Origin of the sequence: Ottowia sp., assembly GCF_046348305.1 — a bacterium.
Classification (GTDB): domain Bacteria; phylum Pseudomonadota; class Gammaproteobacteria; order Burkholderiales; family Burkholderiaceae_C; genus Ottowia.
The window spans coordinates 44,207-69,512 of the sequence record NZ_JAXMEM010000008.1 but is presented as its reverse complement, the minus strand read 5'-3'; the positions used below and the strand labels follow the sequence as shown (position 1 = coordinate 69,512).

Below are 25,306 nucleotides of genomic sequence, written 5' to 3'. Positions count from 1 at the left end.
CTATCGGATCATGTCAAAAATCCGATTTGCCAGCTGATCATGCGTAACAACATTCGACACGACGCCGCCGAGACGAAACGGCGACAGCGGCTGACGCCCGAAGCACGGGTGCCGCTGATCCTGGACGCCGCGATGGAAGAGTTTTCGCGACGCGGCTTCGTGGCCACGCGCATGGACGATATAGCGCGACGCAGCGGTTTGTCAAAAGGAGGGCTTTACGCTCATTTCGACGGCAAGGACGCCATCTTCAAGGCCCTGCTCGACCGCACCGTGCATCATGTGGATTGGGGAGAAATGCCCACGTCGGCAAGCCCGGCCAGCACGCGCGAGGTCGCCGAATGGATCGTGGATCGCCTGCATGACACCCTGTTGACACCCGACAGCGTGGCGATCTTGCGCATCCTGATCCCGGAGCGCGAACGCGTCCCGGTGCGCGTGCAGGAGTGGCAGCAAAACCTGATTCGCCTGCGCACGGAGCACGTCGCGGCCTTGATCGGCCATGCGCTGGAGGCTTGCGGCAAGCAAGGCAGCGTGCTGGCGCGCCACCCCTGGCTGGCCATTTCACCGGCCATTCATGTGCTGCTGTGGCAAACGATGCTGGGTGACGGGGTCAGCCCGGACCCGCACTACCGCGAGGCCCATGTCGAGATGCTGTGCGAGCTGCTGGGTTGAGCCCGATAAAACGGCGCATCGACGCATCTCCCGCGCGTCGGCTCGCCGTATCGGGCGCGCCCGCGGGAGGCGTGCTGCCTCTCTGAGGCTCTCAGTCCTGACGCGGCGCCTGCTGCGGCTCGCGCACCTCGCGCCAGCCCACGTCCTGCACGCCGGTGTCCATCGAGGCACCGGTGGCTTGCGCCGCGTCGGCGCGGGGCGTGCTGGATGCCGGCTGGCCCGCCGGGCGGCGCGGCCAGTGCTGGCGCGCCATGGCGCGGTAGCGTTGCCACAGCAGCGTGACGGTGGCCGGACGCCCGGTGATCCAGCCCGACACCAGGCTGTAGACCACCATCACCACCAGCCAGAACAACAGGCTGACGACAAAGACCAGCCCCAGCGCCATCAGCACGGCCCAGCCCAGCCAGCCGACGATGCGGCCGAGCACGCGCTCCAGCGGGTTGGCGGGCGAAGACGCGGGCGGCGGCAAAAATCCGTAAGGCGTTTGAGTCATGTCGGTCAGAGTCGGGGCGGTGCCCAAAGTTTCAAGGCAGGCGTTCCAGAGCGTGAATATAGGCCGGTGTGCGCATCAGCGCCTCCCAGTCGACCGCAAGACCTTGTGGCAGCAAAGCCATCCGGCGCCGCTCGCTCGCGGCCTTGGGCTGCCAGCGCCCGTCGAGCTGGGCGCGCGCCAGGGCGTCGATGGTGTCGTCGATCACCGCGCCCTGCCCCAGCGACTGGTTGCACAGCAGGGCCAGATCGCAACCGGCATCCAGCGCGGCCAGCACCGCATCGGCCGGGCTGACGGTGCGCCCCTCGATCTGGCGCGCGCCGGCCATGCTCAGGTCGTCGCTGATGATGGCGCCGTCAAAACCCAGCTGCTCACGCAGGATGGCCTGCAGCCAGCGGGCCGAAAAACCGGCCGGGCGCTTGTCCACCCGGGTGTAGATCACGTGCGCCGGCATCACGGCGCGCAGGCTGCTGGCCAGCCAGCCGTAGGGCGCGGCATCTTGATGCAGGATGGCCTTGAGCGGGCGCGTGTCGCGCGGCACGTCGGTGTGCGAGTCGGCCGCAACGAAACCGTGACCCGGAAAGTGCTTGCCACAGTGCGCCATGCCGGCCAGCAGCAGGCCGTGCATCAGGCTCTTGGCCAGCAGGGTGACCACGCGCGCGTCGGCGTGCAGGGCGCGGTCGCCGATGACCCCACTGGGCCCCCAATCCAGGTCGAGCACGGGCGTGAAGCTGAGATCGACCCCGCAGGCGCGCAGCTCGGCGCCCAGCACGTGGCCGCAGGCGGTGGCGGCGTCCTGCGCGCGCATGGCGTCGCGCATCCACAGCTCGCCCAGGCGGCGCATGGGCGGCAGGTGGGTGAAGCCATCGCTGCGAAAGCGCTGCACGCGCCCGCCTTCGTGGTCGACGGCGATCAGCAGATCGCCCCGCACGCGCTTGACGGCCGCGCACAGGGCGGTGAGCTGCGCGCGGCTGTCCCAGTTGCGCGCGAACAGGATCAGCCCGCCCACCAGCGGGTGCGCCAGGCGCTGGCGGTCCACCGCGCTCAGCGTGGTGCCGGCGATGTCGATGATCAGCGGGGCGTGCGGCGGCATGTCAGAAAAAGATCCACGTGACGAGCAGGAACAGCGGAATCAGGATGCCGCCGCTCCAGGCCATGTAGCCGAAGAAGCTGGGCATCTTCACGCCGCGATCCTCGGCGATGGCCTTGACCATCAGGTTGGGCGCGTTGCCGATGTAGCTGTTGGCGCCCATGAACACGGCGCCGGCGCTGATGGCCGCCAGGGTGCTGGCCAGCGGCCCCATCAGGTGCGCCGCGTCGCCGCCCGCGGTGTTGAAGAACACGAGGTAGGTCGGCGCGTTGTCCAGGAAGGAGCTGAGCACGCCGGTGGCCCAGAAGTAGGCGGCCGGGTTGGGCGTGCCGTCGGCGTTGGTGACCGCCTTGACGATGGCGCCGAAGGGCCCGTCCTCGCCCGCCTGCAGCATGGCGATGACGGGGATGATGGTCAGGAAGATGCCGGCGAACAGCTTGCCCACCTCCTGCATCGGCCCCCAGTCGAACTGGTTGGACTCGTGCACCGCGCGCGGCGTGATGGCGATCGACACCGCCGTGACCCCGATCAGGCCGACGTCGCGCACCAGTCCCGGCAGGCCGACGGCGGTGCCCATGACGTCGAACGACACCGGGCTGGCCCACATGCCGCTCATCAGCACCAGCGCCACCACCACGCCCAGCAGCACGAAGTTGACGGCGCCGTCGAAGCCGAACGTCGGCGTGTCGGGCGTCGGATCGGGCCGCGTCACGCCCTGCTTGCGGTACAGGTGGCGGTCGAGGACGTAGAACAGCGCCAGCAGCACCACCGTCATGAACAGGGTTTCGCGGTAGATGTTCTCGAGCGTCCAGAAGAAGCCGACGCCCTTGAGAAAGCCCAGGAACAGCGGCGGGTCGCCCAGCGGCGTGAGCGAGCCACCGATGTTGCTGACGATGAAGATGAAGAACACCACCACGTGCGCGCAGCTGGGGCGGTTGTCGTTGGCGCGGATCAGCGGGCGGATCAGCAGCATGGACGCGCCCGTGGTGCCCATGAAGCTGGCCAGCACCGCGCCGATGGCCAGGATGGCGGTGTTCAGCTGCGGCGTGCCGTGCAGGTTGCCGCGGATGTAGATGCCGCCCGAGACGGTGAACAGCGCCGTCAGCAGCAGGATGAAGGGGATGTATTCGGCCACCAGCGCATGCACCAGGCCGGCCAGTGCCGTGTGCGCGCCGAACACCGCCGCGAAGGGCAGCAGAAAGGCCAGCGACCAGGCGGCGGCGATCTTGCCGAAGTGGTGGTGCCAGAAGTGCGGGCCGACCAGCGGCCAGACGGCGATCGACAGCAGGATGCCGACAAAGGGCAGGCCCCACAGGGCCGACAGCTGGCGGCCGTCGAGCCCGGCCGCGTGGGCGGGCGCGGCCAGCGCCAGCAGCGCGGGCGCCAGCCACCACGCGGGGGCCAGTGCCTTGCGCAGGCATTTGGGTTGGGCGGCGTGGCAGGAAGTGGTCGGCACAGTCATTTTCAGGTCAAATCAGGCCATAGCGCTTATGGAGTGTGCGCTATTAGCTATATAAATAATAGTATCAGAGCATCACCGGCGCGGTGCGGATGACCGGGCCGCTGCCGGGCGCGGGCGGCGCCGGCAGGTCGAACACCTGGCGCAGGTAGTTCAGGTAGCCCTCGTCCTCCACCATGGTCTTGCCGGGCGTGTCCGAGATCTTGGCCACCGGCTGGCCGTTGCACTGCACCATCTTCAGCACCAGCTGCAGCGCGTCGGGGCCGACGTCGTTGGTCAGGTTGGTGCCGACGCCGAAGGCCACCTGCACGCGGCCGTGAAAGCGCTCGAACAACTCGATGCAGCGCGGAATGGTCAGGCCGTCGCTGAAGATCAGCGTCTTGGTGCGCGGATCGCAGCGGTTGGCCTTGTAGTGCTCGATCATGCGCTCGCCCCACAGGAAGGGGTCGCCCGAGTCGTGGCGCGCGCCGTCGAACAGCTTGCAGAAGTACATGTCGAAGTCGCGCAGGAAGGCGTTCATGCCGTACACGTCGGACAGCGCGATGCCCAGGTCGCCCCGGTACTCCTGCGCCCACTTCTCGAAGCCGAACACCTGCGTGTCGCGCAGGCGCGGGCCCAGCGCCTGGCAGGCCTGCAGGTATTCGTGCGCCATGGTGCCCATGGGGCGCAGGCCCAGGTCGCGCGCGAACAGCACGTTGCTGGTGCCGGTGAGCTGGCCCGCCTCGCCCGTGCCCAGGCGCTGTTGCAGGGTTTGCAGGACCTCACGCTGCCAGGGGCGCGAAAAGCGCCGGCGCGTGCCGTAGTCGGCAATCTTCAGCTCGGCCAGCCCGGGGGCCTTCAGCAGCTCGATCTTGGCGGCCAGGCGCCGGCGGCCCTCGGCCAGATCAAGATGGGGCTGCGTGTTGCGGAAGTAGATCTCGCTGATGATGGCCAGCACCGGAATCTCGAACAAGATGGTGTGCAGCCAGGGGCCGCGCACGCGGATGTCGATGGCGCCGTCGTCCTGCGGGGTGAGCGTGAGGTGCTGCTCGTTCAGGCGAAACAGGCCCAGAAAATCGATGAAGTCGCTCTTGATGAAACGCATGCCGCGCATGTAGGCCAGTTCGTCATCGGAAAAGCGCAGGCTGCACAGGTGGCGCAGTTCGTCGTGGATCTCGTGGACGTAGGGCGCCAATTGCACGCCGGGCGTGCGGCAGCGGAACTTGTACTCCACCTGCGCGCCCGGAAACTGATGCAGCACGGCCTGCATCATGGTGAACTTGTACAGGTCGGTGTCGAGCAGGCTTTCAATGATCATGGCGCGCGAGTCTCCCTTGTGTCGTGGCCCCGATGCGACCCAGTGTAGCGCCCGCCTGCCCGAGAGCGGCGCTCAATCGAGCCAGCGGGTGAAGCCGCCCACCGGCTCACGCGGCGTCTTGTAGGTGTTGACCAGCGCCGTCTCATCGGCCCAGCCCAGCGCCATGCCGCAGACGATCTTTTCCTCGGCGCCGGCGCCGATGTGCGGCAAGATGATGGCGCCATAATGGTTCCACGCCGCCTGGGGGCAGGTGTGCAGGCCGCGGGCGCGCGCCGCCACCATGATGTTTTGCAGGAACATGCCGTAGTCCAGCAGCGAGCCCGCGCCCATCACGCGGTCAACGGTGAACATCAGGCCGACGGGCGCGTCGAAGAAGCAAAAGTTGCGCCGGTGCTGAGCGTGCATCTTTTCCTTGTCGTCCCTGGTGATGCCCAGCAGGCCATACAGGCTCCAGCCGTTTTGACGCCGGCGCGCCAGGTACGGGTCGATCCACTGGCGCGGGTAGTAGTCGTACTCTTCCTGAAAGCTCGCCGCCGCCGTCGGGTTGTGGCGGCCCTCGTCGTACGCGGCGCACACCTTCTCGACCAGCGCGTCGCGGCTGGCCCCTTGCAGCACATACACCTGCCAGGGCTGGGCATTGGTGCCCGAAGGGCTGCGCGAAGCCACGCGCAGGATGTCCTCGATGCTCTGGCGCGGCACCGGCGCAGGCGAGAACGCGCGCACGCAAAAGCGGTTTTCGATGGCCGCGTCCACGCTGGCCGCATCGGCGATCGGGGCTTTCAGCTGGGACATTGAAGCGACTCCAGAACGGTTTGGAGCGGGGCCGGCAGGGGCACGGGCCGATGCGTGTCGCGATCGACGTACACGTGCACGAAATGCCCCTTGGCCGCCGTCAGCGGCGCGCCTTCGGCAAACAGGCCGACTTCATAGCGCACGCTGGACGAGCCGATGTGCGCCACGCGAATGCCCGCCTCCACGTTCTGCGGAAAGGCCAGCGGCGCGAAGTACTGGCATTGCGTCTCGATCACGAAGCCGATGGTGCCGCCGCCGCCCGGGTCCAGCGCGCCGCGGTCGATCAAATGGGCGTTGACGGCGGTATCGAACCACGAGTAGTACACGACGTTGTTGACGTGCCCGTACTGGTCGTTGTCCATCCAGCGTGTGGTGATGGTACGAAAGGCGCGATAGCGCTCACGGGCTTCGGGTTGGGGGCGGGCAGAAACAGACATGGGCGCATTCTGCCAGCGGCGCCTTTCGAGCCCGCGCCGAATCCCGGGCCGGGCGAGCCGGGTTAGACCGCTGCATCTAAAAATGCCGCAATCACGCAAAACGCCTTGATTTCCTGCGGGTTTCCCCTAAAATTCAACCCATGCTGCACTGCAACATAAGAAGTGGTTGAGGGGCAGCATCCAACCATACCCCATCCACCGTAGGAGATTTCCATCATGTTGACCCCTGACCAATTCCTGGCCTCGCAAAAAGCCAACCTCGAAACCCTGAACGGCCTGACCAACAAGGCCTTCGAAGGCGTTGAAAAGCTGGTCGAGCTGAACCTGCAAGCCACCAAGGCCGCCCTGCTCGAGTCGCAGTCGCACGCCCAAGCCCTGCTGTCGGTGCGCGACGTGCAAGAACTGCTGACGCTGCAAGCCAGCATGCTGCAGCCCCTGGCCGAGAAGACCGCCGCCTACAGCCGTCATCTGTATGACATCGCTTCGGGCACCAGCAGCGAATTCAGCAAGGCCGTCGAAGCCAAAGTGGCCGAGAGCCAGGCGCAATTCGCCTCGCTGGTGGACAGCGCCGCCAAGAACGCCCCGGCCGGTTCGGACACCGCCGTTGCCATGATGAAGAGCGCCGTGGCTGCTGCCAACAACGCCTTCGAATCGGTGCAAAAAGCCGTCAAGCAAGCTACCGACATGGCCGAAGCCAACTTCAACGCCGTTGCCGCCAACGCCACCAACGTGGCCAAGAGCGCCACGGCCGCCGGCAAGAAGCGCTGATTGACTCCACTGGCGCTCTCGCGGGCGCCAGACGCTCGGCCCGCACCCGGGTCGAGCACCCAGAAGAAAGGGACACCCCGTCCAGCGCACCGTGCTCTTTCTTCTGGGTGGCATCGAAGCCAACCCCGCCGCTTGTCTCCTCGGATCCTTTCGACACCTTCAACGGTTCAGGGATCCCTTCAAGGGCCGATCGCAAGATCGGCCTTTTTTTTTTGCTGTTTGATCGGTTTTTGTCAACGAGAACAATTCTCGTTTGCGTTATGATCGCAGTGCCTGTTCTTTTTCCTCCTCCTGCCTCCAGAGGTCTTGCTTTTCCATGAAAAAACGCGTCTTCATGCTCGCCGCCGCTGCCGCCGTGGCCGGTGCTTCCGTCCCGGCCCTGGCGCAGGATGCGCAAACCATCAACCTGTATTCGGCGCGGCACTATGCCACCGACGAGCAGCTCTACGACGGTTTCACCAAGGCCACCGGCATCAAGATCAACCGCGTGGACGGCGACGACGCCGGCATCATCGCGCGCCTGAAGGCCGAGGGCAGCGCCTCGCCGGCCGACGTGATCCTGCTGGTGGACGCCGCCCGCCTGTGGCGCGGCGAGCACGACGGGCTGTTTTTGCCGATCAAGTCCGCACTGCTCGATGACGCCATCCCGCCCAGCCTGCGCGCCGCCCCGGCGGCCGACGGCGGCATTGCGTGGTTCGGCTTTTCCACCCGCGCGCGCGTCATCGTCTACGACAAGATCCGCGTCAAGCCGGCCGACGTGGCGACCTATGCCGACCTGGGTGACCCCAAGAACAAGGGCAAGCTGTGCATCCGCAGCGGCTCGCACCCCTACAACCTGAGCCTGATCGGCTCGCAACTGGAGCACATGGGCCCCGAGAAGACCGAGGCCTGGCTGAGCGGCATGGTGGCCAACATGGCGCGCTCGCCCAAGGGCGGCGACACCGACCAGATCAAGGCCGTGGCCGCCGGCGAATGCCAGATCGCCGTCACCAACAGCTACTACCTGGCGCGCATGATGCGATCGGGCAACCCGGACGACCGCGCCGTGGCCGAAAAGGTCGGCGTGGTGTTTCCCAACCAGGCCAGTTGGGGCACGCACGTCAACATCGCCGGCGCCGCCGTGGCGCGCCACTCCAAGAACGTGGCCGGTGCCACCAGGTTCCTCGAGTACCTGGCCAGCCCCGCGGCACAAAACTACTTTGCCAACGGCAACAATGAGTGGCCGGTGGCCAAGGGCGTGGTGACCGACAACCCGGCGCTCAAGGCCATGACGGGCGGCAGCGGCAGCTTCAAGGCCGAGACCATTCCGGTCAGCAAGGTGGGCGAACACCTGGTGCAGGTGCAGCAGATGCTGGATCGCGCCGGGTTCAAATAAGCCGCGCCGGCGCAGCCGTCAATCCGCACCCCGTGCGGCGATTTTCAAGGCCAATGGGCCGCCAGCGCCCATGCAGAGCGCGCAAGAAGCTATTAATTTGGTAGCAACCGCAGCAAGCGCCCGTCCGATTCGTCGGTCAACACGTACAGCAGGCCATCGGGCCCCTGGCGCACGTCGCGGATGCGCTGGCCCAGCTCCTGCAGCAGCTTGTGCTCGGCCACCACGCGGCCGTCCTTCAGCTCGATGCGGTCCAGGTACTTGAACTTCAGCGAGCCCACGAACAGGTTGCCGCGCCACTGCGGCCCATAGCGCTCGCTGGTCAAAAAGGCCATGCCCGAGGGCGCGATCGAGGGCGTCCAGTGATGCAGCGGCGGCTCGGTGCCGGCCATGGCACTCTGGCCCGTGCCCACCGGCGTGCCGTCGTAGTTCAGGCCAAAGCTCACCAGGGGCCAGCCGTAGTTCTTGCCGGCTTGCGGCAGGTTGATCTCGTCGCCGCCCATGGGGCCGTGCTCGTCGGTCCACAGCGTGTCGTCCGCGGCCAGCGTGGCGCCTTGCACATTGCGGTGGCCATAGCTCCAGATCTCGGGGCGCGCGCCCGCCTTGCCCACGAAGGGGTTGTCGGGCGGAATGCTGCCGTCCTTGCCCACGCGCACGATCTTGCCCAGGTCGTTGTCCAGCTTTTGCGCCGCATCGCGCTGCGTGAAGCGCTCGCCCAGGGTCAGAAACAAGGTGCCGTCGGGCTGCCCGCCCACCATGCGCTCGACGATGCGGCAGCCAAAATGCAGGCGGCTGGCCACCTTGGGCTGCTGGCTGAAGATCACCTGCACGTCCTCCAGCCGCGTGCGGTCATCGGACAGGCGCGCCCGGGCCAGCGCGGTGCCGTTGGTGCCGTTGGGCCCCGGCTCGCTGAAGCAAAAGTAGATCGTGCCGTTGGCGGCAAACCGCGAATCGGTAACCACATCCAGCAAGCCGCCCTGCCCGCCCGCCGCCACCGCAGGCAGGCCCGCCACCGGCGGGCGCAGCGTGCCGTCGGACTCGACCACGCGCAGCCGACCCGGCCGCTCGGTCACCAGAAAACGCCCGCCCGGCAAAAACGCCACCGCCCAGGGATGATCGAGCACGCCGACCACGGTTTGCACCTGGGGCGTTGCGGACTGCGCCCACACCAGCGGCGCCGCGACCAGGGCCCCCGCCAGCACGCACAGACGCGCAAGGCGCTCGGCGCCGGCTGTTGGATCCCGAGTTTGAATGCTCATCGCTTGTCTCCGAATCGGTTGAGGGCTTGCGCTGATGTGGCGCAAATCACTGTCACGAACCCGCGCGCGGGAAAACCCTTGCTTTCAGCGTCGCGGACGCAGCTCAACCCCGCTCCTTTTACCCTACACTACGTCGGTCGCCTGTTTGGGACAATAAGAAATTCAGTTACATTTTTTGAGGTCCGCTGTGCAACGACGCAACGGATCGACTCACACGGTGCCAGCCTGCCGCTGCACCTCACTTCATCGGGATCCATGTTCAAAGCCTTGATCATCGCTGCCGCCGTGCTTGCCGCTCCCCTTGCCCACGCAAGCCCGCAGGATGATCCGGACCTTCTGCCCCAATCCCGAAGCCTGGCCGGCCGCTTGGGGGACAGCATCCACCAGGCCACCGACCGTGCCAGCGCCCTGGTCACCAGCGCCATGAGCGCCATTGGCGTGCCCTACCGCCGCGGCGGCGAATCGGCCGACACGGGCTTTGACTGCAGCGGCTTCGTGCGTGCCACCTTCGAGCAGGCCATGGGGCTGGTGCTGCCGCGCCGCGCCGAGGAGCAGGCCGCCGCCGCCAGCAAGATCAGCCGGGCCGACCTGCAACCGGGCGACCTGGTTTTCTTCAACACGCTGCGCCGCGCCTACAGCCACGTGGGCATCTACCTGGGCGATGGCCAGTTCATCCACGCGCCGCGCACCGGCAGCCGCGTGCGCGTCGAGAGCATGGAGCTGAGCTACTGGAAAAAGCGCTTCAACGGCGCGCGCCGCGTGCCCGGTGTCGAGACCGATGCCGCGGCCCTGCGCACCTCCAGCGTGCTGAACCGCGAAACCCCCGCACCCAGCGCGGTCCGCCTGGGAGGCGGCGCCGGTGCCAAAATGAGCGAAGATGTCTGGCAGTTGCCCAGTGAACGGGCCGCCCGCAACAACGGCAACGGCAACGGCAACATTTGACCGTCGCGCCGGGCGCACTGATTGCAAGTTTTTACCTCCTCCAAAGGTACGGGGCCCGCAAGGGCCCTCTTTTTTGGCGAAGGGGTTTTTTCAATCGTCCGGCGCGTCCAGCCCCGGAAACAGCACCTCAGTAAAGCCAAAGCGCGTGAAGTCGCGCACCCGCATGGGGTAGAGCACGCCTTGCAGGTGGTCGCACTCGTGCTGCACCACACGGGCATGAAAGTCGCGGGCCTCGCGCTCGATCGGCTCGCCATGCACATCCACGCCCGTGTATCGAATATGGCGCCAGCGCGGCACCACGGCGCGCAAGCCAGGCACCGACAGGCACCCCTCCCAGTCCTCCGCGGTCTCGCCGGACAGCGGCGTGATCACCGGGTTGCACAGCACCGTGCGCGGCACCGGGGGCGCGTCCGGATAGCGCGGATTGACGGCGTCGGAGCCAAAGATCACCACCTGCAAATCCACGCCGATCTGCGGAGCCGCCAAGCCCGCGCCGTCGGCCGCGCGCATGGTGTCGACCAGGTCGCGCACCAGCCGATGCAGCTCGTCGGTGTCGAAGTCGGTGACCGCCTGCGCCACGCGCAACAGGCGCGCGTCGCCCATCTTCAGGATGTCACGAATCGCCATGCGCCCGATCATCGCCCAAACACGACGCGCCGCTGGTCCGGTGCATCAACCGCCGCCGTCGACGTTGTGGCCGCGGCCACCCAGGCTCGGCCGGGGCCAGCCCGGAGGCATCGGACGTGGGGGCACCGCCGGCGGACGCGCCCCATGGCCCGGGTTGCCACCCCAGCCCGGACGCGGGGGCGGATTGCCTCCCCAACCGGGCCGCGGAGGAGGCACTCCACCCCAACCCGGACGCGGCGGGCGGTCGTGCCAGTAGTGACGGTCATTGGACCAGCCGCCGTAGACGCCCAGCGAGACGGAGGGCGCAGCGTAATACGGCGCCGAATAGACCGGATACGCCGGCGTCGCGACGTACGGCGCGCCATACACGGGGCCGGCCGGATACGCCACCGGCGCGCCCACGTCGTAGCCGTCCATCGGAACCACGGCGCACCCGCCCAGCGTCAGCAGCGCCACCGCGCCCAACGCCAGAGCCACGCGAGATGAATTTTGACGGGTCATGTCTGAACCTCTTGAAGAGTCACCAGCGCCCTTTCGCTGACCGGGTTGAAACTTTAAGCGCACCGTGTAAATCTGGCGTGAAGCGGACGATCCGGCGCCTTTCTCCTCAACGCACGGCCCCCTTCACGCGCCGACCGGCCCCGGTTTGAAGTTGTCAGACTCCGTATCTCGACCACCGCGGCGCCAAGCGCCAACTGACGCTCGATCGGCCAGCCAGGCCGCCCCCCGCACGCCCGACGAATCGCCGTGCAGCGCCGGCCGGAGCGCCGTCCGCACGGTGTCGCTGAACACGTGCGAACTCCAGTGCCGAGGGACTTCGACCAACAGCTCGGACACCTGGCTCAGGCCGCCGCCAAGCACGATGACCTGCGGATCGAGCACGTTGATGACACTGGCCAGGGCGCGCGCCAGGCGCTCGGCGTAGCGCTCGAAGCTGCCGCGAGCCGCCGCGTCCCCGGCGCGCATCGCGGCCACCACCTGTGTGGCATCCAGCGCCCCGCCGGCCGCCTCGGCGTGGTCGGCGGCCAGTGCCGGGCCGGACAGCCAGGCCTCCACGCAATCGCGCCGCCCGCACCAGCAGGTGCGCGACGCACGCGCCTCGCCCGGCCGCGGCGGCAGCGGGTTGTGGCCCCATTCGCCCGCAATGCCATTGCAGCCGCGCAGCACCTGCCCATGCACGGCAATGCCGGCGCCCACGCCCGTGCCCAGAATGGCGGCAAACACCACCTCGGCGCCGGCACCCGCACCGTCGGTGGCCTCGGACAGGGCCAGGCAGTTGGCGTCGTTTTCCAGCCGGACGGGGCGTTGCAGCAGCGCCTGCAGATCCTCGCGCAGGGGCTGGCCGTTGAGCGCCGTCGAATTGGCATTGCGCACCCGGCCCGTCAGGGGCGAGAGGCTGCCCGGAATGCCCATGCCCAGGGGCAGCCCCGCCAGCCCCAGTTGCGCCTCCGCCGCCCGCACCAGCGCCGCCACGGCGCGCAGGGTGGCCGCGTAGTCGCCCTGCGGCGTGGCCACGCGCCGGCGCAGCACGAAGGCACCCGCCGCATCCAGCGCGGCAATCTCGATCTTGGTGCCGCCCAGGTCGATGCCCAGGCGCAGGCGGCTCACGCGCCCGCTCCCAGCAGCGCGCGCAGCCCGGCCTCATCGATCACGCGCACGCCCAGCTCGCGCGCCTTGTCAAGCTTGCTGCCGGCCTCCTCGCCGGCCACCACGCAGTGCGTCTTCTTGCTGACGCTGCCGGCCACCTTGGCGCCGGCGGCTTCCAGCATGGCCTTGGCCTCGTCGCGGCTGAGCGTGGGCAAGGTGCCGGTCAGCACGAAGGTCTGGCCCGCCAGGGGCAGCGTCGCGGCGGGCGCGGGCTCGCCCTCGGGCCAATGGATGCCGGCGGCGCGCAGTTGCGCAATCACCTCGCGGTTGTGCTCCTGCTGGAAAAAGGTGTGGATGCTGGCAGCCACGACCGGGCCGACGTCGGGCACCTGCGCGAGCTGCTCGGCGCTGGCCTGCATGATGGTGTCCAGGGCGCCGAAGTGACGTGCGAGGTCCTTGGCCGTGGCCTCACCCACGTGCCGAACACCGAGCGCGTAGACAAACCGCGCCAGCGTGGTCTGCTTCGATTTTTGCAGCGAATCAAGCAGGTTTTGCGCCGACTTCTCGCCCATGCGATCGAGCACCGACAGACGCAGCAAGTCCAGGCGGTACAGGTCCGGCAGCGTCTGGACCAGGCCGGCGTCCACCAGTTGATCGACCAGCTTCTCGCCCAGGCCTTCGATGTCCATGGCGCGGCGGCTGGCAAAGTGCAGCAGGGCCTGCTTGCGCTGGGCGCTGCAAAACAGGCCCCCGGTGCAGCGGTGATCGGCCTCGCCCTCCTCGCGCACGGCGGCGCTGCCGCACACCGGGCAGTGCGCGGGCATGCTGAATTCGGGCGCGCCCGCCGGGCGCTTGTCGAGCAGCACGCCCACCACCTCGGGAATCACGTCGCCGGCGCGGCGCACGATGACGGTGTCGCCCACGCGCACATCCTTGCGGCGCGCCTCCAGCTCGTTGTGCAGCGTGGCGTTGGTGACCGTGACGCCGCCGACGAACACGGGCGCCAGCTTGGCCACGGGCGTGAGCTTGCCGGTGCGCCCGACCTGCACGTCGATCGCCTGCACGGTGGTGAGCTGCTCCTGCGGCGGGTACTTGTGCGCAACGGCCCAGCGCGGCTCGCGCGTGACGAAGCCCAGCTCGCGTTGCAGCGCCAGGCTGTCCACCTTGTAGACCACGCCGTCGATGTCGAAGGGCAGGCGGTCGCGCTGGGTTGCCAAGTCTTCGTGAAACGCTATCAAACCGGGAGCGCCTTGCGCTTGTCTGGAGAGCGCGGAGACCGGAAAACCCCATGCGCGCAGGCGTTGCAGCACTTGCCAGTGCGAGCCCCAGTCGGGACCGCCCTCGGCCGCCGGCGTGACCTCGCCCAGCGCGTAGGCGAAGAAGCTGAGCGGGCGCTCGGCGGCGATCGCCGGGTCGAGCTGGCGCACCGCGCCGGCGGCGGCGTTGCGCGGGTTGACAAAGGTCTTGGCGGCCTTGTCGCCCGCGGCCATGCGCTGGCGCATGCGCTCGTTGAGCTGCTCGAAGTCGTCGCGGCGCATGTAGACCTCGCCGCGCACTTCGAGCACGGGGGGGATGGATGCGCCGCTGCCCTCACCCCCGCCCTCTCCCGCAGGCGGGAGAGGGAGTGCGCCACCTTGCCCCTCCCAGGCGCTGGCTGGCGTGGGAGGCGCGGCGCCCTGGAGGCGCAGCGGAATCTGCCCGATGGTGCGGATGTTCTGCGTGACGTCCTCGCCGGTCTCGCCGTCGCCGCGGGTGGCCGCCTGCACCAGCACGCCGTGCTCGTAGCGCAGGCTCATGGCCAGGCCGTCGAACTTGGGCTCGGCCACGTAGGCCACGGGCGGCGCGTCGGCCGGCAGCTTCAGCTCGCGGCGCACGCGCGCGTCGAAGGCCTGGGCGCCGGCGGGCGTGGTGTCCGTCTCGGTGCGGATGCTGAGCATGGGGACTTGGTGGCGCACCGGGGCAAAGCCCTCCAGCACGCGAGCGCCCACGCGGCGGGTGGGCGAATCGGGCGTGGCCAGCTCGGGGTGCGCCGCCTCCAGCGCTTGCAGCTCGCGAAACAGCCGGTCGTATTCGGCGTCCGGGATTTCGGGGGCGTCCAGCGTGTAGTACTGGTGCGCGGCGCGGTTGAGCGCAGCGCGCAGCGCGGCCGCCCGGGTGCTGGCGTTTGCTTCACTATTCATAGCTGCTCGCGCTGATCAAGTTTTGGCCAGCGTCACTGCGGGCTCGCATCTCAGCTATCCATGGCGCCGAGCACCACCCGCAGAGCATGAAACCCAAAGAGCCAAGCGGCCGCGGAGCAGGCCTGGCCAGCGATCGTCCTGGCCGGGGTCTCCCCGGCCACTGGCGATGCCCCCTTGAAGGGGGAAGGCGAAACATCGCGCAGCGAGTGGAGACTGGGGGTGTGTCATTTCAACTGAACAGCCGCCGCGCCTGGGGCGAGCCCGCCGCCAGGTCGTGCTGCTCCAGCGTGTCGTACAGCTGGTCGAGGTCGGCGCTGATGGCATCCATCATTTCAGGGCGCAACAATTGCCCCGCCTCGTCGGTGATCACGCCGTCCATCGCCTCGGCCAGCGCGAACGCGGCATCGCGCAGGCGCGCGAAGGGCTGCTCGGCACGGTCGACCTGCGGCACGTCGAGCTGCAGGGACACCTCGTGGATGGCCGTCTGGTCGGGGTGCTCGGACAAGGCCGCCTGCGCGTCATACGTGAGGCCCAGCATCGGCGGCAGGCCCATTTGCGCGGCCGGCAAGACCATGCGCCCGGGCACGACACCGGCGACAAAGCCCTGGCGCGCCGCCTGCTGGGCCACATAGCCGGGGCTCCAGGCGGTGCTGCGGGCGCGCAGGGTAAAGCCCAGCTGCGCGTCGTGCTGGCTGGCGAACTGGTCCAGCTCGCGCGCGCGCATGACCTCGGGCATCATGTCCGGACACTCGGGCGCGCCGCCCACCGCGTCGGCGTAGTGCTGCGCCTTGGCGACGAACTCGGAAAACTCGATCTCGTTGAGTGCGCCGGTGCGGTTGGCCAGTTGCACGCCGGCCTGCACGGCGACGTAGCGCCGGCCGGCCACCGGAAACTCCCACTCGCCGCCGCCCTCGGGCTGGCCCTCGACCGCAAAGGGCTTGCTGCCCACGCGCCGCGTGGCCGGCAAGGCCGCCAGCAGCGCGTCGCCCGACACCACGCGCCCGTCCAGCGCGATGGGCGCAATCACGTCGATCAGCGCGTCCAGGCCGGGGCGCTTTTCGGGCGCGGGCAGCGGCCCCAGCGCGGGCATGGCGGCGTCGCCGTCAAACGAGGGCTCCACGCGATCGGGCTGCGCCATGGGCGCGCTGGCAATCGCGGGCTCGACGCGTTCGCCGTCGCCCGCCACGCCGCTCGCCTCGGGCTGCGCCTGGCGCGGCTCGTTGCGGCGCGCGTTCCAGGTGTTGTAGGCGATCACGCCGCCAAGAATCAGGCCGCCGGCAACCGCCAGGCCCACTTGCAAAGAATTCATGTTCGCGTTGCTCCTTGCGCGCCACAGCAATCGGCCGGCGCCACACATGCATCGAATGGTCGCAGAGCAGGCCACACCAGCGAACGCCATGCCCGGACCTGCGCCGGGCGTTGGCGCGGTCCCCCCTCGCGCAGCTGAGGGGGGAAGGCGCGCAGCGACGCAGGGAGGTGCCTCATGCTTGCGCCATGCCCACGGCGCTTTCCATGTCCACCGCCACGATGCGCGAGACGCCCTGCTCCTGCATCGTCACGCCGATCAGTTGCTGGGCCATCTCCATGGCGATCTTGTTGTGGCTGATGAACAGGAACTGCGTGCCCTGCCCGCTCATCTTGGTCACCAGCTTGGCGTAGCGCTCGGTGTTGGCGTCGTCCAGCGGCGCGTCCACCTCGTCCAGCAAACAAAATGGCGCGGGGTTGAGCTGGAAGATGGCAAACACCAGCGCAATGGCGGTCAGCGCCTTCTCGCCGCCCGAGAGCAGGTGGATGGTCTGGTTCTTCTTGCCCGGCGGCTGGGCCATCACCTGCACGCCCGAGTCCAGGATTTCCTCGCCCGTCATCACCAGCCTGGCCTGGCCGCCGCCAAACAGCTCGGGGAACATGCGGCCGAAGTGCTCGTTGACGGTGTTGAAGGTGCCGCCCAGCAGTTCGCGCGTCTCGGCGTCGATGGTGCGGATGGCGTCCTCCAGCGTGGTCATGGCGTCCGTCAGGTCGGCCGACTGGGCGTCCAGAAACTGCTTGCGCTCGCGCGCGGTGGTCAGCTCGTCCAGCGCCGCCAGGTTGACCGCCCCCAGCGCCTGGATCTCGCGGTGCATGCGGTCGATCTCGCCCTGCAGGCCGGCCAGGCGCACATTGCCCGCCTCGATCGACTGGGCCACCGCGGCCAGGTCGGCCTGGGCTTCGGCCAGTTGCTGCGCGTACTGCTCCACGCCCAGGCGCGCGGCCTGTTCCTTGAGCTGCAAGTCGGTGATGCGCGCGCGCAGCGGCTCCAGTTCGCGCTCGAGCTGCAAGCGCCGCTCGTCGCTGGCGCGCAGCTTGGTGGTCAGGTCGTCGTAGCTGCTGCGCTGGGCACCCAAGGCCTGTTCGCGCTCGAGCTTGAGCGCCAGCGCGTCCTGCAGGCCGGCCTGCGCGGCGGCGTCCGTCAGGCGCGTGAGCTCGTCCTGCGCGCGCTCACGCTCGGCGTGCAGACTGGCGTTTTGCTGCGCCGCGGTGTCGATGGTGCGGCGCAGCTCGGCGCGCCGCGCCTGCAGGCTGCGCTGGGCGAACTGCGCCTCTTGCGCGCGCCGCTCCAGCGCGCGCTGCTGCTCGCGCGCCTCGCCCAGCTTGCGCTCGGCCTCGATCACGCGCTCGTCCAGCTCGGCGTGGCGCTCCTGCGTGTCGGCCAGCTGCATGTCCAGCTCTTCAAAGCGCGCCTCGGCGGTGGCGCGGCGCTCTTGCAGCTCATCCAGGCCGGCATCGACCTCGGCCAGGTCGCCCTCGATCTGCTGGCTGCGCGCCCGCGCCTGCTCGGCCAGCTGGGTCAGGCGCAGGGTCTCGACCTGCAACTCGTGCGCACGCTGGCGCGCATCAGAGGCCTCGCGCCGGGTGGTGACCAAGCGTTGCGAGGCGTCGCCATAGGTCGCCTCGGCCTTGACCAGGTCGCCGCGCGCCTGCTCGTGGATCAGGGCCTGGGCGCGTTGCTGCTTTTCCAGGTTCTCGATCTCCTGCTGGCGCGCCAGCAGGCCGGCCTGCTCGGAATCGGGGGCGTAAAAGCTCACGCCGTGCGCCGTCACCGCATGGCCGCTGGGTACGTAGATGGCCTGGCCGGCCTGCAAGCGCGGGCGCTGCGCCAGCGCGTCTTCCAGCGTGGGCGCCGTGTGGCAGCCGGCCAGCCAGTCGCCCAGCAAGGCCTTCAGGCCGGCATCGTTCAGGCGCAGCAGGTCGGCCAGGCGGGGCAAATCGCCGGGCCCCTCGGGCAGGCCGGCGGCGGGCGGGCTGTAGAACACCAGCTTGGCCGGCGGCGCATCGGCAGCAAAGGCGCGCACCATCTCCAGGCGGCTGACCTCCAGCGCCGACAGGCGCTCGCGCAGCGCCGCCTCGAGCGCGTTCTCCCAGCCGGGCTCGACATGGATGCGGCTCCACAGGCCTTGCAGGCTGTCCAGGCCGTGCCTGGCCAGCCAGGGGCCCAGCTTGCCGTCGGTCCTGACCTTTTCCTGCAGCGCCTTCAGCGCCTCCAGCCGCGCCGACAAATCGGCCTGCCTGGCCGATTCGGTATTGACGGCGTGCTGCGCCGCGCGGCGCGCTTCGTCCAGCTGCGGCACGCTTTCTTGCAGCTCCTGCAGGCGCGCGTCGGTGACTTCGGCGCTTTCTTGCGCGGTGGCCAGCTGCGCCTGAAGGTTTGTCAGGCGCTGCTCGTCGGGCGCGGCCAGCGCGTTGCGGTCGGCGGCAAGCTTCTCGCGGCGGACACCGAGTTGGCGCGCCTGCTCCTCGATGCCGCGCTGCTCGGCGGCCAGCACCTGGATTTGCTGCTGCACCTGGGCCACCGCGCCGCGCTGCTGGCTGGCGCCGGCCTGCGCCTGGCGCAAGGCGTCCTCCAGCTCGGGCTGCACGGTTTGCTGCTCTTCGAGCTGCGCCGCCAGGGTGATGGCCTGCTCTTCGGTCTCGGCGTCCTGGCTCGCCAGTTGCTCGATCTCGGCTTCGGCCTCCTGTCCACGCGCGCTCCATTGCGCCGTTTGCTCGGCCAGCTGCGTCAGGCGGTTTTCCGCACGCTGGCGGCCTTCGACGACAAAACGGATCTCGGCCTCCAGCCGCCCGACCTCGGCGCTGGCCTCGTACAGCCGGCCCTGCGCCTGGTTGACCTGGTCGCCCGCGGCGTAATGCGCCTGGCGGATGGTTTCCAGGTCGGCCTCGACGTGGCGCAGGTCGGCCGTGCGCGACTCCAGATCGGTGGCGGCCTTGTCGGCGTCGAGCTTGAGGCGAGATTGCCCCTCCTCGGCCTCGGCGCGCTTCAAAAACCAGAGCTGGTTCTGCTTGAGCTGCGCCGACGATTGCAGGTTTTGGTACTGCTGGGCCACCTCGGCCTGCTTTTCCAGCTTGTCGAGGTTGGTGCTCAGTTCGCGCAGGATGTCCTCAACGCGCGTGAGGTTCTCGCGCGTGTCCGACAGCCGGTTTTCGGTCTCGCGGCGGCGCTCCTTGTACTTGCTGACGCCGGCGGCCTCTTCCAGGAACAGGCGCAACTCCTCGGGGCGGCTTTCAATGATGCGGCTGATGGTGCCCTGGCCGATGATGGCGTAGGCGCGCGGGCCCAGGCCCGTGCCCAAAAAAACGTCCTGCACGTCGCGCCGGCGCACGGGTTGGTTGTTGATGTAGTAGCTGCTGGTGCCGTCGCGCGTGAGCACGCGCTTGACGGAAATTTCGGCAAACTGGTTCCACTGGCCGCCGGCGCGGTGGTCCTGGTTGTCGAACACCAGCTCCACCGACGCGCGCGAGGCGGCCTTGCGGCTGGTGGTGCCGTTGAAGATCACGTCCTGCATCGACTCGCCGCGCAGCTCGCTGGCCTTGGACTCGCCCAGCACCCAGCGCACGGCGTCCATGATGTTGGACTTGCCGCAGCCATTGGGCCCCACCACGCCGACCAGTTGGCCGGGCAGCAGAAAGTTGGTGGGTTCGGCGAAGGACTTGAAGCCCGAGAGCTTGATGGAATCGAGGCGCACGCGAAAAATCAGCCAGATCGACGGAAAGCATGCCCGCGCCTTAAAACAGCGGCGCAGGCCCAAGCTGCGCAGGGGGCGCGGCAGATCTTGAATGTTACCCGAGCAGATGCGGGCAGTCGGTCACTTTCGACCTCTGTCCTCCGCCCCAAAACAAAACCGGCCGGCGTTCAGGCGCTCGGCCGGTTGTGGTGGCCCGCGCGGCGCGGGCCACGCTCAGGCCATCAGGAGCAGGCTTTGCCGTGCGCGGCGTGAAAGCCCTTGGCCTTGGCATCGGCCTCGCTCAGGTACTCGCCCTTCTTGGTCTTGCCGTAGAAGCGGTCGCCGCTGCAGTGATAGACCTTGGTTGAATCGTTGGCCCACACCTGGCCGGGGCCACCGCCCGCAGCAGGCGCGGCGGTCTTGGCTGCAGCCGGCTTGGCAGCCGTCGTCGGCGCAGCGGGCGCCGCCGGTGCAGCGGCTGCGGTGGGTGCTGCAGCAGCGGCCGGTGCAGCAGCAGCCGCCGGTGCTGCACCGCCGGCCTTGGCCGCGTTCTTGGTGGCCTTCTTGTCGATACCGCCGTGCCCGCTGCATGCGCCCTGTTTGGTGGCACCTTCGTAGGTGGTGCCATCCTTGCAGATCGCGTGCACGCTGGCCGCGGCGGCTGCGGCTGGTGCCACCGGTGCCTGGGCAAACGCGGACGCGGCAAACAGAACACCCAGGGAAAGCAAAGCAGGGGCAAGTCTCATGATCAATCTCCGTTTCTGGCACGCACGAACGCCGCACGTGACTGAGCAACGCGCCACCGGGAAACCCGGATGACACGGCCGTCGTCCGATTCGTGACATATGCCCATGGACCTGCGCCGTGCACGGAACGCCGCCAGCCATGGAGGCGGGACCGGCCAAACGCCCCTTCAACCTAAAAACGGCAGTTGGACGCACTCGTCAGTGCCGTGATCGGTGCGTCAGGCAAGGCGCGACGACGCGGCGGGCTGGTGCCCACAAGGAGGAGCAACGCCGCATGGCGCGCTGAGCGCGGTGCTGGCGAGTGCGTAGCGCGTTCACCCAACCGGCGAGGATCAACGAAGCCGCGAAATTCAATGTTCAAGCGGGTTTCCCGAAGGTGACAAGCGGTCAACTGCCGTTTTTAGGTTCAACGCCCTTGCAGCGCGTCTTCCAGTGGCCGCAGGCGCTCGTCCCCCACGGCAGCGCGCAAGCGGGGCAGCAGCGCTGTCAAACCATCAAAGCCCTGCGCGGACTCGACCGCCAGGTTCAGCGTGAAGCCCCGCAGGCCCAGGTGAGCCGTGAGTTGCGTGGCCAACGGGTAGGCCAGGCGATAGCGGCGGGCCCGCTCCTCGTCGGTCAGCTCCGGCGAGGCGGCCAGGCTGGCATCCGCCTGGATCGGCTCCGGCGTCGGCGTCTCTTCGCTCGCGTCCGTCACGCTTTCCCCGTCGATCGCGCCCACGCGCCGGAGCAAACCCATGGCCACCAGCGCGTCCACGTCGGCCGCCGTCACGCCCAGTGCCGCGGTGGCGTCCAGCACGGCCCGCACGGAGCGCTGGCCGTCAAACAGGATCAGCGCGGAACGCTGGCCGCGCGTGATCTCCACGGCGTGCCGATCCTTGATGGCCTGAGCGCCAGCGTCGGACTTCGTATAGATCATGGGCCAATCGGTACAGAAAAAAGTGTTCGTATTACAAAAGGAAACCTGACGGAGCGCAAGATGCGCGGCCTAGGGGATATCCAGCAAACCGGGGCCGATCGGCTTGACGGCGCCCTTGTCGATGCCCGATCCGGAACGGCGCGCCCGCGGCCGGCCATAACCCCAGCGCATGGGCGACGGTTCAAACGGCATTCGCCGGACGCGGCGGCGGCCTCTACAGTCGGCCCATCGTCATTCATCTTCGGTGAGCTTTCCATGAGGATTTGCGTGCTCGGCGCCGGCATCGTCGGTTTGGCCACGGCCTGGCAACTGCGTCAGCAGGGCCACGACGTCACGGTCATCGACCGGGCGCAACCCGGCCACGGCGCCAGCGGTGGCAACGGCGCGCAACTGAGCTACTCCTACGTCGCGCCGCTGGCCGACCCCGGCATCTGGGGCCAGTTGCCCAAGCTGCTGCTGGCCGCCGATTCGCCGCTCAAGCTGCGCCCCCGGCTGGATCCCCTGCAGTGGCAGTGGGGCCTGCGCTTTCTGGCCGCCTGCAACGCCGGCACGGCCCGCGCCACCACGGCGCAACTGCTGATCCTGGCCGCCGAAAGCCGCGCCGCCTTTGATACGATGCGCGCCAAGCTCCGGCCCGACTGCGATTTTTCCGCCACCGGCAAGCTGGTGCTCTACGACAACGCCGAAAGCCTGGCCGGCGCGCGCCGCCAACTGGAATTGCAACGCCAACTGGGCAGCCAGCAGCAACTGCTGACGGCGCAGGAATGCGTGGCAATCGAACCCGCCCTGGACGGCTATCGCCGCCACATCGCCGGCGCCGTGCACACGCCCAGCGAATGCGCCGCCGACTGCCTGAAGCTGTGCCAGGCGCTGGCGCAGGCGTTGGCCGCCGATGGCGCGCACCTGCTGCTCCAGCACGAGGTGCAGGGTTGGGTGCAACGCGCCGGCCGTGCAGTGGCGGTCAAGACGCAGGTGGGCGAGATCGAAGCCGACGCCTTCGTGCTGGCGCTGGGCACGGCCTCGCACGCCATCGGGCGGCAGCTGGGCGTGTATCTGCCGGTGTATCCGCTCAAGGGCTACAGCATCACCGTCACGCCGGACACGGCGCCCGGGGCGGCGCCGCGCGTGAGCGTCACCGACAGCGCCCGCAAGGTGGTGTTCGCGCGCCTGGGCGAGCGCTTGCGCGTGGCCGGCATGGCGGAGATCGTGGGCGCCGACACGCGCATCCCGCCCGAGCGCATCCGCACGCTCGTGGCCGCCACGCAAGCGGTGTTTCCGCAGTGTGGCCAGGTGTTCGACGCGCCCGAGCCGTGGACCGGCATGCGCCCGGCCACGCCCACGGGCCTGCCCATCGTCGGGCGGGTCGGGCGCGCGCCGGCCAACGTGCTGTTCAACACCGGGCACGGCGCCCTGGGGTTGACGCTGGCCTTCGGCACGGCGGGGCGCATCGCTGCGCAATTGCCGATGGCATGACCGGAGACAACCTCAGCCTGCCAGCGCCTGGCGCATGCAGCGCAGCAGCGTGCGCGCCGCCCCCGATTCGGGGTGCTGGGCCAGACGCAGCGCACTGACCGGCACCGTGATGGCCGGCTCCAGCGCCAGCACGTCCACGCGCTCGCGCTGGGCGGACAGCGCGGTGTAGCCGTCGAGCAAGGCCACGCCCAGGCCGTGCTGTGCCATCGACAGCGCGGCGTGGTAGGTCTGCACCGTCACCCCGTTTTCCAGCGTCACGTCCGACTCGCGGCAGGCGCGGCTCACCAACTGGCCCACCGGGTCATCCGCATCCAGCGCCAGCATGGGAAGGCCGGCCAGGTCGGCCAGGCCCACGCGCCCGGACTTGACCAGGCTGCTGGGCAACGCACCGTGCGGCGCCACGCAGACGACGGGCGCGTCGGCCAGGCGCTCCTCGCGCAAGCCCGGATGCACGGCGGGGCTGAAGGCAAAGCCGATGTCCGCCTCGCGCAGCAGCAACTGCGCCATGACCTGGGGCGAGTGCTGCGCCTCGATGTGCAGCTTGATGCGCGGATGGCGCGCGCGAAACGCCTGCAGCGCGCGCGGCAGCACCTCCTGCGTCAGGGCCATCACGGTGACGATGCGCAGCTCGCCGCGATCGCCCTGCTCGCGCAGGCTCGCGGCCAGCCGATCGACCTCGTCGAGCTGCGCGAACAGGCGCTGCACGTGCGGATGCAGTGCCAGGGCCTCGGCGGTCGGCGTCAGCCGCCCCCTGTCGCGCCGAAACAGCGGAAAGCCCAGTTGCAGCTCGGCATGCTGCAGCGTGCGGCTGACCGCCGGCTGCGTCACGTTGATCAGGCGCGCGGCGGCGCTGACGCTGCCGGTGAGCATGACGGCGTTGAAGACCTCGATGTGGCGCAGGCGCATGGGCAAACCCCGGCGGAGCATGGACAGGCCGCGAGTTTGCACGGTCTTGGGCATTGTTCGGCCCGCCATGGCAGCCCGCAGCCACGCCAAACTCCATAATCGGGCCCATGAACCCGCTGCTCTCCCGGCTGCAACCCTACCCCTTCGAACGCCTGCGCCAGCTCTTCGAGGGTGTCACGCCCAATCCGGCCCTGCGCCCCATCAGCCTGGGCATCGGCGAGCCCAGGCACGCCACGCCACGCTTCATCCAGGATGCCCTGGCGGGCGATCTGGCCACCGGCCTGGCCAGCTACCCGCCCACCGCCGGCTCGCCGGCCTTGCGCACGGCCTGCGCGGATTGGCTGCAACGGCGCTACGGCGTGGCCGTGGACCCCGGCACGCAGGTGCTGCCGGTGCTGGGATCGCGCGAGGCGCTGTTTGCGCTGGCGCAAACCGTGGTGGACCGCACCCGCCCCGGCGCCACGGTGGTGTGCCCCAACCCGTTCTATCAAATCTACGAAGGGGCCACCGTGCTGGCCGGCGCCACGCCGCACTTCGTGCCGGTCGATCCGGCGCGCAACTTCGCGCCGCGCTGGAGCGAGGTGCCCGAGGCCGTCTGGGCACGCACGCAGCTGGTGTACGTGTGCTCGCCCGGCAACCCCACCGGCGCGGTGATGCCGCTGGATGAATGGCGGCTGCTGTTCGAGCTGTCGGACCGCCACGGTTTCGTGATCGCATCGGACGAGTGCTACAGCGAAATCTACTTCCGTGACGAAGCGCCCCTGGGCGGACTGGAGGCGGCCGCGCGCCTGGGCCGCGGCGACTTCAAGCGCCTGGTCATGCTCACCAGCCTGTCCAAGCGCAGCAACGTGCCGGGCATGCGCTCGGGTTTCGTGGCGGGCGACGCCGAGCTGATCAAGGCGTTTTTGCTCTACCGCACCTACCACGGCAGCGCCATGAGCCCGCCGGTGGCGGCCGCCAGCATGGCCGCCTGGAGCGACGAGACGCACGTGCAGGACAACCGGCGCCTGTACCGCGAAAAATTTGCCGCGGTCACGCCGCTGCTGGCCCAGGTGATGGACGTGCGCCTGCCCGATGCCGCGTTCTACCTGTGGGCGCGGGTGCCCGACGCGTGGGCCGGCAGCGACACCGACTTCGCCCGCGAGCTGCTGGCTCAATACAATGTCACGGTTTTGCCCGGCAGCTTTCTCGCACGCGCCGATGGCACCGACAATCCGGGTCAGGGCCGCGTGCGCATGGCCCTGGTGGCCGAAACCGCCGAATGCCTGGAAGCCGCCGAGCGCATCGCCGCATTCATCCGCGCCCGAACCTGAAGAA

The 25,306-nt window shown here is 68.9% G+C and carries 22 protein-coding genes; 6 read left to right on the top strand and 16 right to left on the bottom strand.

Translation table 11 applies throughout. From position 1 onward, the window contains the following. Positions 1–39 precede the first annotated feature (39 nt). Complete coding sequence (locus U1F38_RS10845; RefSeq protein WP_409987083.1) at positions 40–672, top strand: TetR/AcrR family transcriptional regulator; 633 nt, start codon at positions 40–42, stop codon at positions 670–672. A 91-nt stretch (positions 673–763) separates the two neighbouring features. Here U1F38_RS10845 and U1F38_RS10840 read toward each other — a convergent pair whose 3' ends face one another. From U1F38_RS10840 to U1F38_RS10815, 6 genes are all read right to left on the bottom strand, one after another. Beyond that, the gene (locus U1F38_RS10840; protein ID WP_409987082.1) at positions 764–1,165 is read right to left on the bottom strand and encodes a hypothetical protein; all 402 of its coding nucleotides are present in this window, start codon (positions 1,163–1,165) and stop codon (positions 764–766) included. Positions 1,166–1,196: 31 nt separating this feature from the next. Then, on the bottom strand, positions 1,197–2,255 hold the full coding sequence (gene nagZ, locus U1F38_RS10835) for a beta-N-acetylhexosaminidase (protein ID WP_409987081.1): 1,059 nt from the start codon (positions 2,253–2,255) through the stop codon (positions 1,197–1,199). Between the two features lies 1 nt (position 2,256). Beyond that, complete coding sequence (locus tag U1F38_RS10830; protein ID WP_409987080.1) at positions 2,257–3,714, bottom strand: sodium:proton antiporter; 1,458 nt, start codon at positions 3,712–3,714, stop codon at positions 2,257–2,259. Positions 3,715–3,778: 64 nt separating this feature from the next. Next, complete coding sequence (pncB, locus tag U1F38_RS10825; RefSeq protein WP_409987079.1) at positions 3,779–5,008, bottom strand: nicotinate phosphoribosyltransferase; 1,230 nt, start codon at positions 5,006–5,008, stop codon at positions 3,779–3,781. A gap of 72 nt (positions 5,009–5,080) precedes the next feature. Then, a complete protein-coding gene (locus tag U1F38_RS10820; RefSeq protein WP_409987078.1) occupies positions 5,081–5,800 on the bottom strand; it encodes a nitroreductase in 720 nt (239 codons plus the stop codon). Beyond that, entirely contained in the window at positions 5,788–6,237 is a 450-nt protein-coding gene (locus U1F38_RS10815) for an acyl-CoA thioesterase (protein ID WP_409987077.1), read from the bottom strand. Before U1F38_RS10815 ends, U1F38_RS10820 begins: the two co-directional genes overlap by 13 nt. 213 nt (positions 6,238–6,450) lie before the next feature. Between U1F38_RS10815 and U1F38_RS10810 the strand changes: the two genes are divergently transcribed. Further along, positions 6,451–7,005 (top strand): phasin family protein, encoded by a 555-nt coding sequence (locus U1F38_RS10810; protein ID WP_409987241.1) that lies wholly within the window; start codon positions 6,451–6,453, stop codon positions 7,003–7,005. Between the two features lie 316 nt (positions 7,006–7,321). Continuing rightward, positions 7,322–8,380, top strand: a complete 1,059-nt coding sequence (locus U1F38_RS10805) for an extracellular solute-binding protein (protein WP_409987076.1) — start codon at positions 7,322–7,324, stop codon at positions 8,378–8,380. Between the two features lie 92 nt (positions 8,381–8,472). Here U1F38_RS10805 and U1F38_RS10800 read toward each other — a convergent pair whose 3' ends face one another. Then, positions 8,473–9,636, bottom strand: coding sequence for a PQQ-dependent sugar dehydrogenase (locus U1F38_RS10800; RefSeq protein WP_409987075.1), 1,164 nt, complete (start codon positions 9,634–9,636; stop codon positions 8,473–8,475). 255 nt (positions 9,637–9,891) lie between these two features. Between U1F38_RS10800 and U1F38_RS10795 the strand changes: the two genes are divergently transcribed. After that, positions 9,892–10,578 carry a C40 family peptidase gene (locus U1F38_RS10795; protein WP_409987074.1) on the top strand — a complete coding sequence of 229 codons (687 nt, stop codon included), beginning with the start codon at positions 9,892–9,894 and terminating at the stop codon, positions 10,576–10,578. A gap of 90 nt (positions 10,579–10,668) precedes the next feature. On the opposite strand, the gene def is transcribed toward U1F38_RS10795, so the two are convergent. From def to U1F38_RS10755, 8 genes are all read right to left on the bottom strand, one after another. Next, on the bottom strand, positions 10,669–11,205 hold the full coding sequence (gene def, locus U1F38_RS10790) for a peptide deformylase (protein ID WP_409987073.1): 537 nt from the start codon (positions 11,203–11,205) through the stop codon (positions 10,669–10,671). Positions 11,206–11,250: 45 nt separating this feature from the next. Then, entirely contained in the window at positions 11,251–11,706 is a 456-nt protein-coding gene (locus U1F38_RS10785) for a hypothetical protein (RefSeq protein ID WP_409987072.1), read from the bottom strand. Positions 11,707–11,829: 123 nt separating this feature from the next. Further along, positions 11,830–12,813: an ROK family protein gene (locus tag U1F38_RS10780; protein ID WP_409987071.1), complete on the bottom strand. Its 984-nt coding sequence runs from the start codon at positions 12,811–12,813 to the stop codon at positions 11,830–11,832. Continuing rightward, the gene (gene ligA / locus U1F38_RS10775) at positions 12,810–14,972 is read right to left on the bottom strand and encodes an NAD-dependent DNA ligase LigA (protein WP_409987070.1); all 2,163 of its coding nucleotides are present in this window, start codon (positions 14,970–14,972) and stop codon (positions 12,810–12,812) included. The genes U1F38_RS10780 and ligA overlap by 4 nt, the downstream gene beginning before the upstream one ends. Before the next feature lie 229 nt (positions 14,973–15,201). Then, positions 15,202–16,281 carry a cell division protein ZipA C-terminal FtsZ-binding domain-containing protein gene (locus U1F38_RS10770; protein WP_409987069.1) on the bottom strand — a complete coding sequence of 360 codons (1,080 nt, stop codon included), beginning with the start codon at positions 16,279–16,281 and terminating at the stop codon, positions 15,202–15,204. A gap of 172 nt (positions 16,282–16,453) precedes the next feature. Then, positions 16,454–19,969, bottom strand: a complete 3,516-nt coding sequence (gene smc / locus U1F38_RS10765) for a chromosome segregation protein SMC (protein WP_409987068.1) — start codon at positions 19,967–19,969, stop codon at positions 16,454–16,456. A 221-nt stretch (positions 19,970–20,190) separates the two neighbouring features. Beyond that, complete coding sequence (locus tag U1F38_RS10760; protein ID WP_409987067.1) at positions 20,191–20,694, bottom strand: signal peptide protein; 504 nt, start codon at positions 20,692–20,694, stop codon at positions 20,191–20,193. A gap of 406 nt (positions 20,695–21,100) precedes the next feature. Then, the gene (locus tag U1F38_RS10755; RefSeq protein WP_409987066.1) at positions 21,101–21,610 is read right to left on the bottom strand and encodes a hypothetical protein; all 510 of its coding nucleotides are present in this window, start codon (positions 21,608–21,610) and stop codon (positions 21,101–21,103) included. Between the two features lie 255 nt (positions 21,611–21,865). Here U1F38_RS10755 and U1F38_RS10750 point away from each other — a divergent pair, with 255 nt between their 5' ends. Further along, positions 21,866–23,083 carry a D-amino acid dehydrogenase gene (locus U1F38_RS10750; RefSeq protein WP_409987065.1) on the top strand — a complete coding sequence of 406 codons (1,218 nt, stop codon included), beginning with the start codon at positions 21,866–21,868 and terminating at the stop codon, positions 23,081–23,083. A gap of 12 nt (positions 23,084–23,095) precedes the next feature. Here U1F38_RS10750 and U1F38_RS10745 read toward each other — a convergent pair whose 3' ends face one another. Then, positions 23,096–23,989, bottom strand: coding sequence for a LysR family transcriptional regulator (locus tag U1F38_RS10745; protein ID WP_409987240.1), 894 nt, complete (start codon positions 23,987–23,989; stop codon positions 23,096–23,098). Between the two features lie 107 nt (positions 23,990–24,096). On the opposite strand from U1F38_RS10745, the gene dapC reads away from it, so the two are divergent. Continuing rightward, positions 24,097–25,302 (top strand): succinyldiaminopimelate transaminase, encoded by a 1,206-nt coding sequence (gene dapC / locus U1F38_RS10740; RefSeq protein ID WP_409987064.1) that lies wholly within the window; start codon positions 24,097–24,099, stop codon positions 25,300–25,302. Positions 25,303–25,306: the final 4 nt, after the last annotated feature.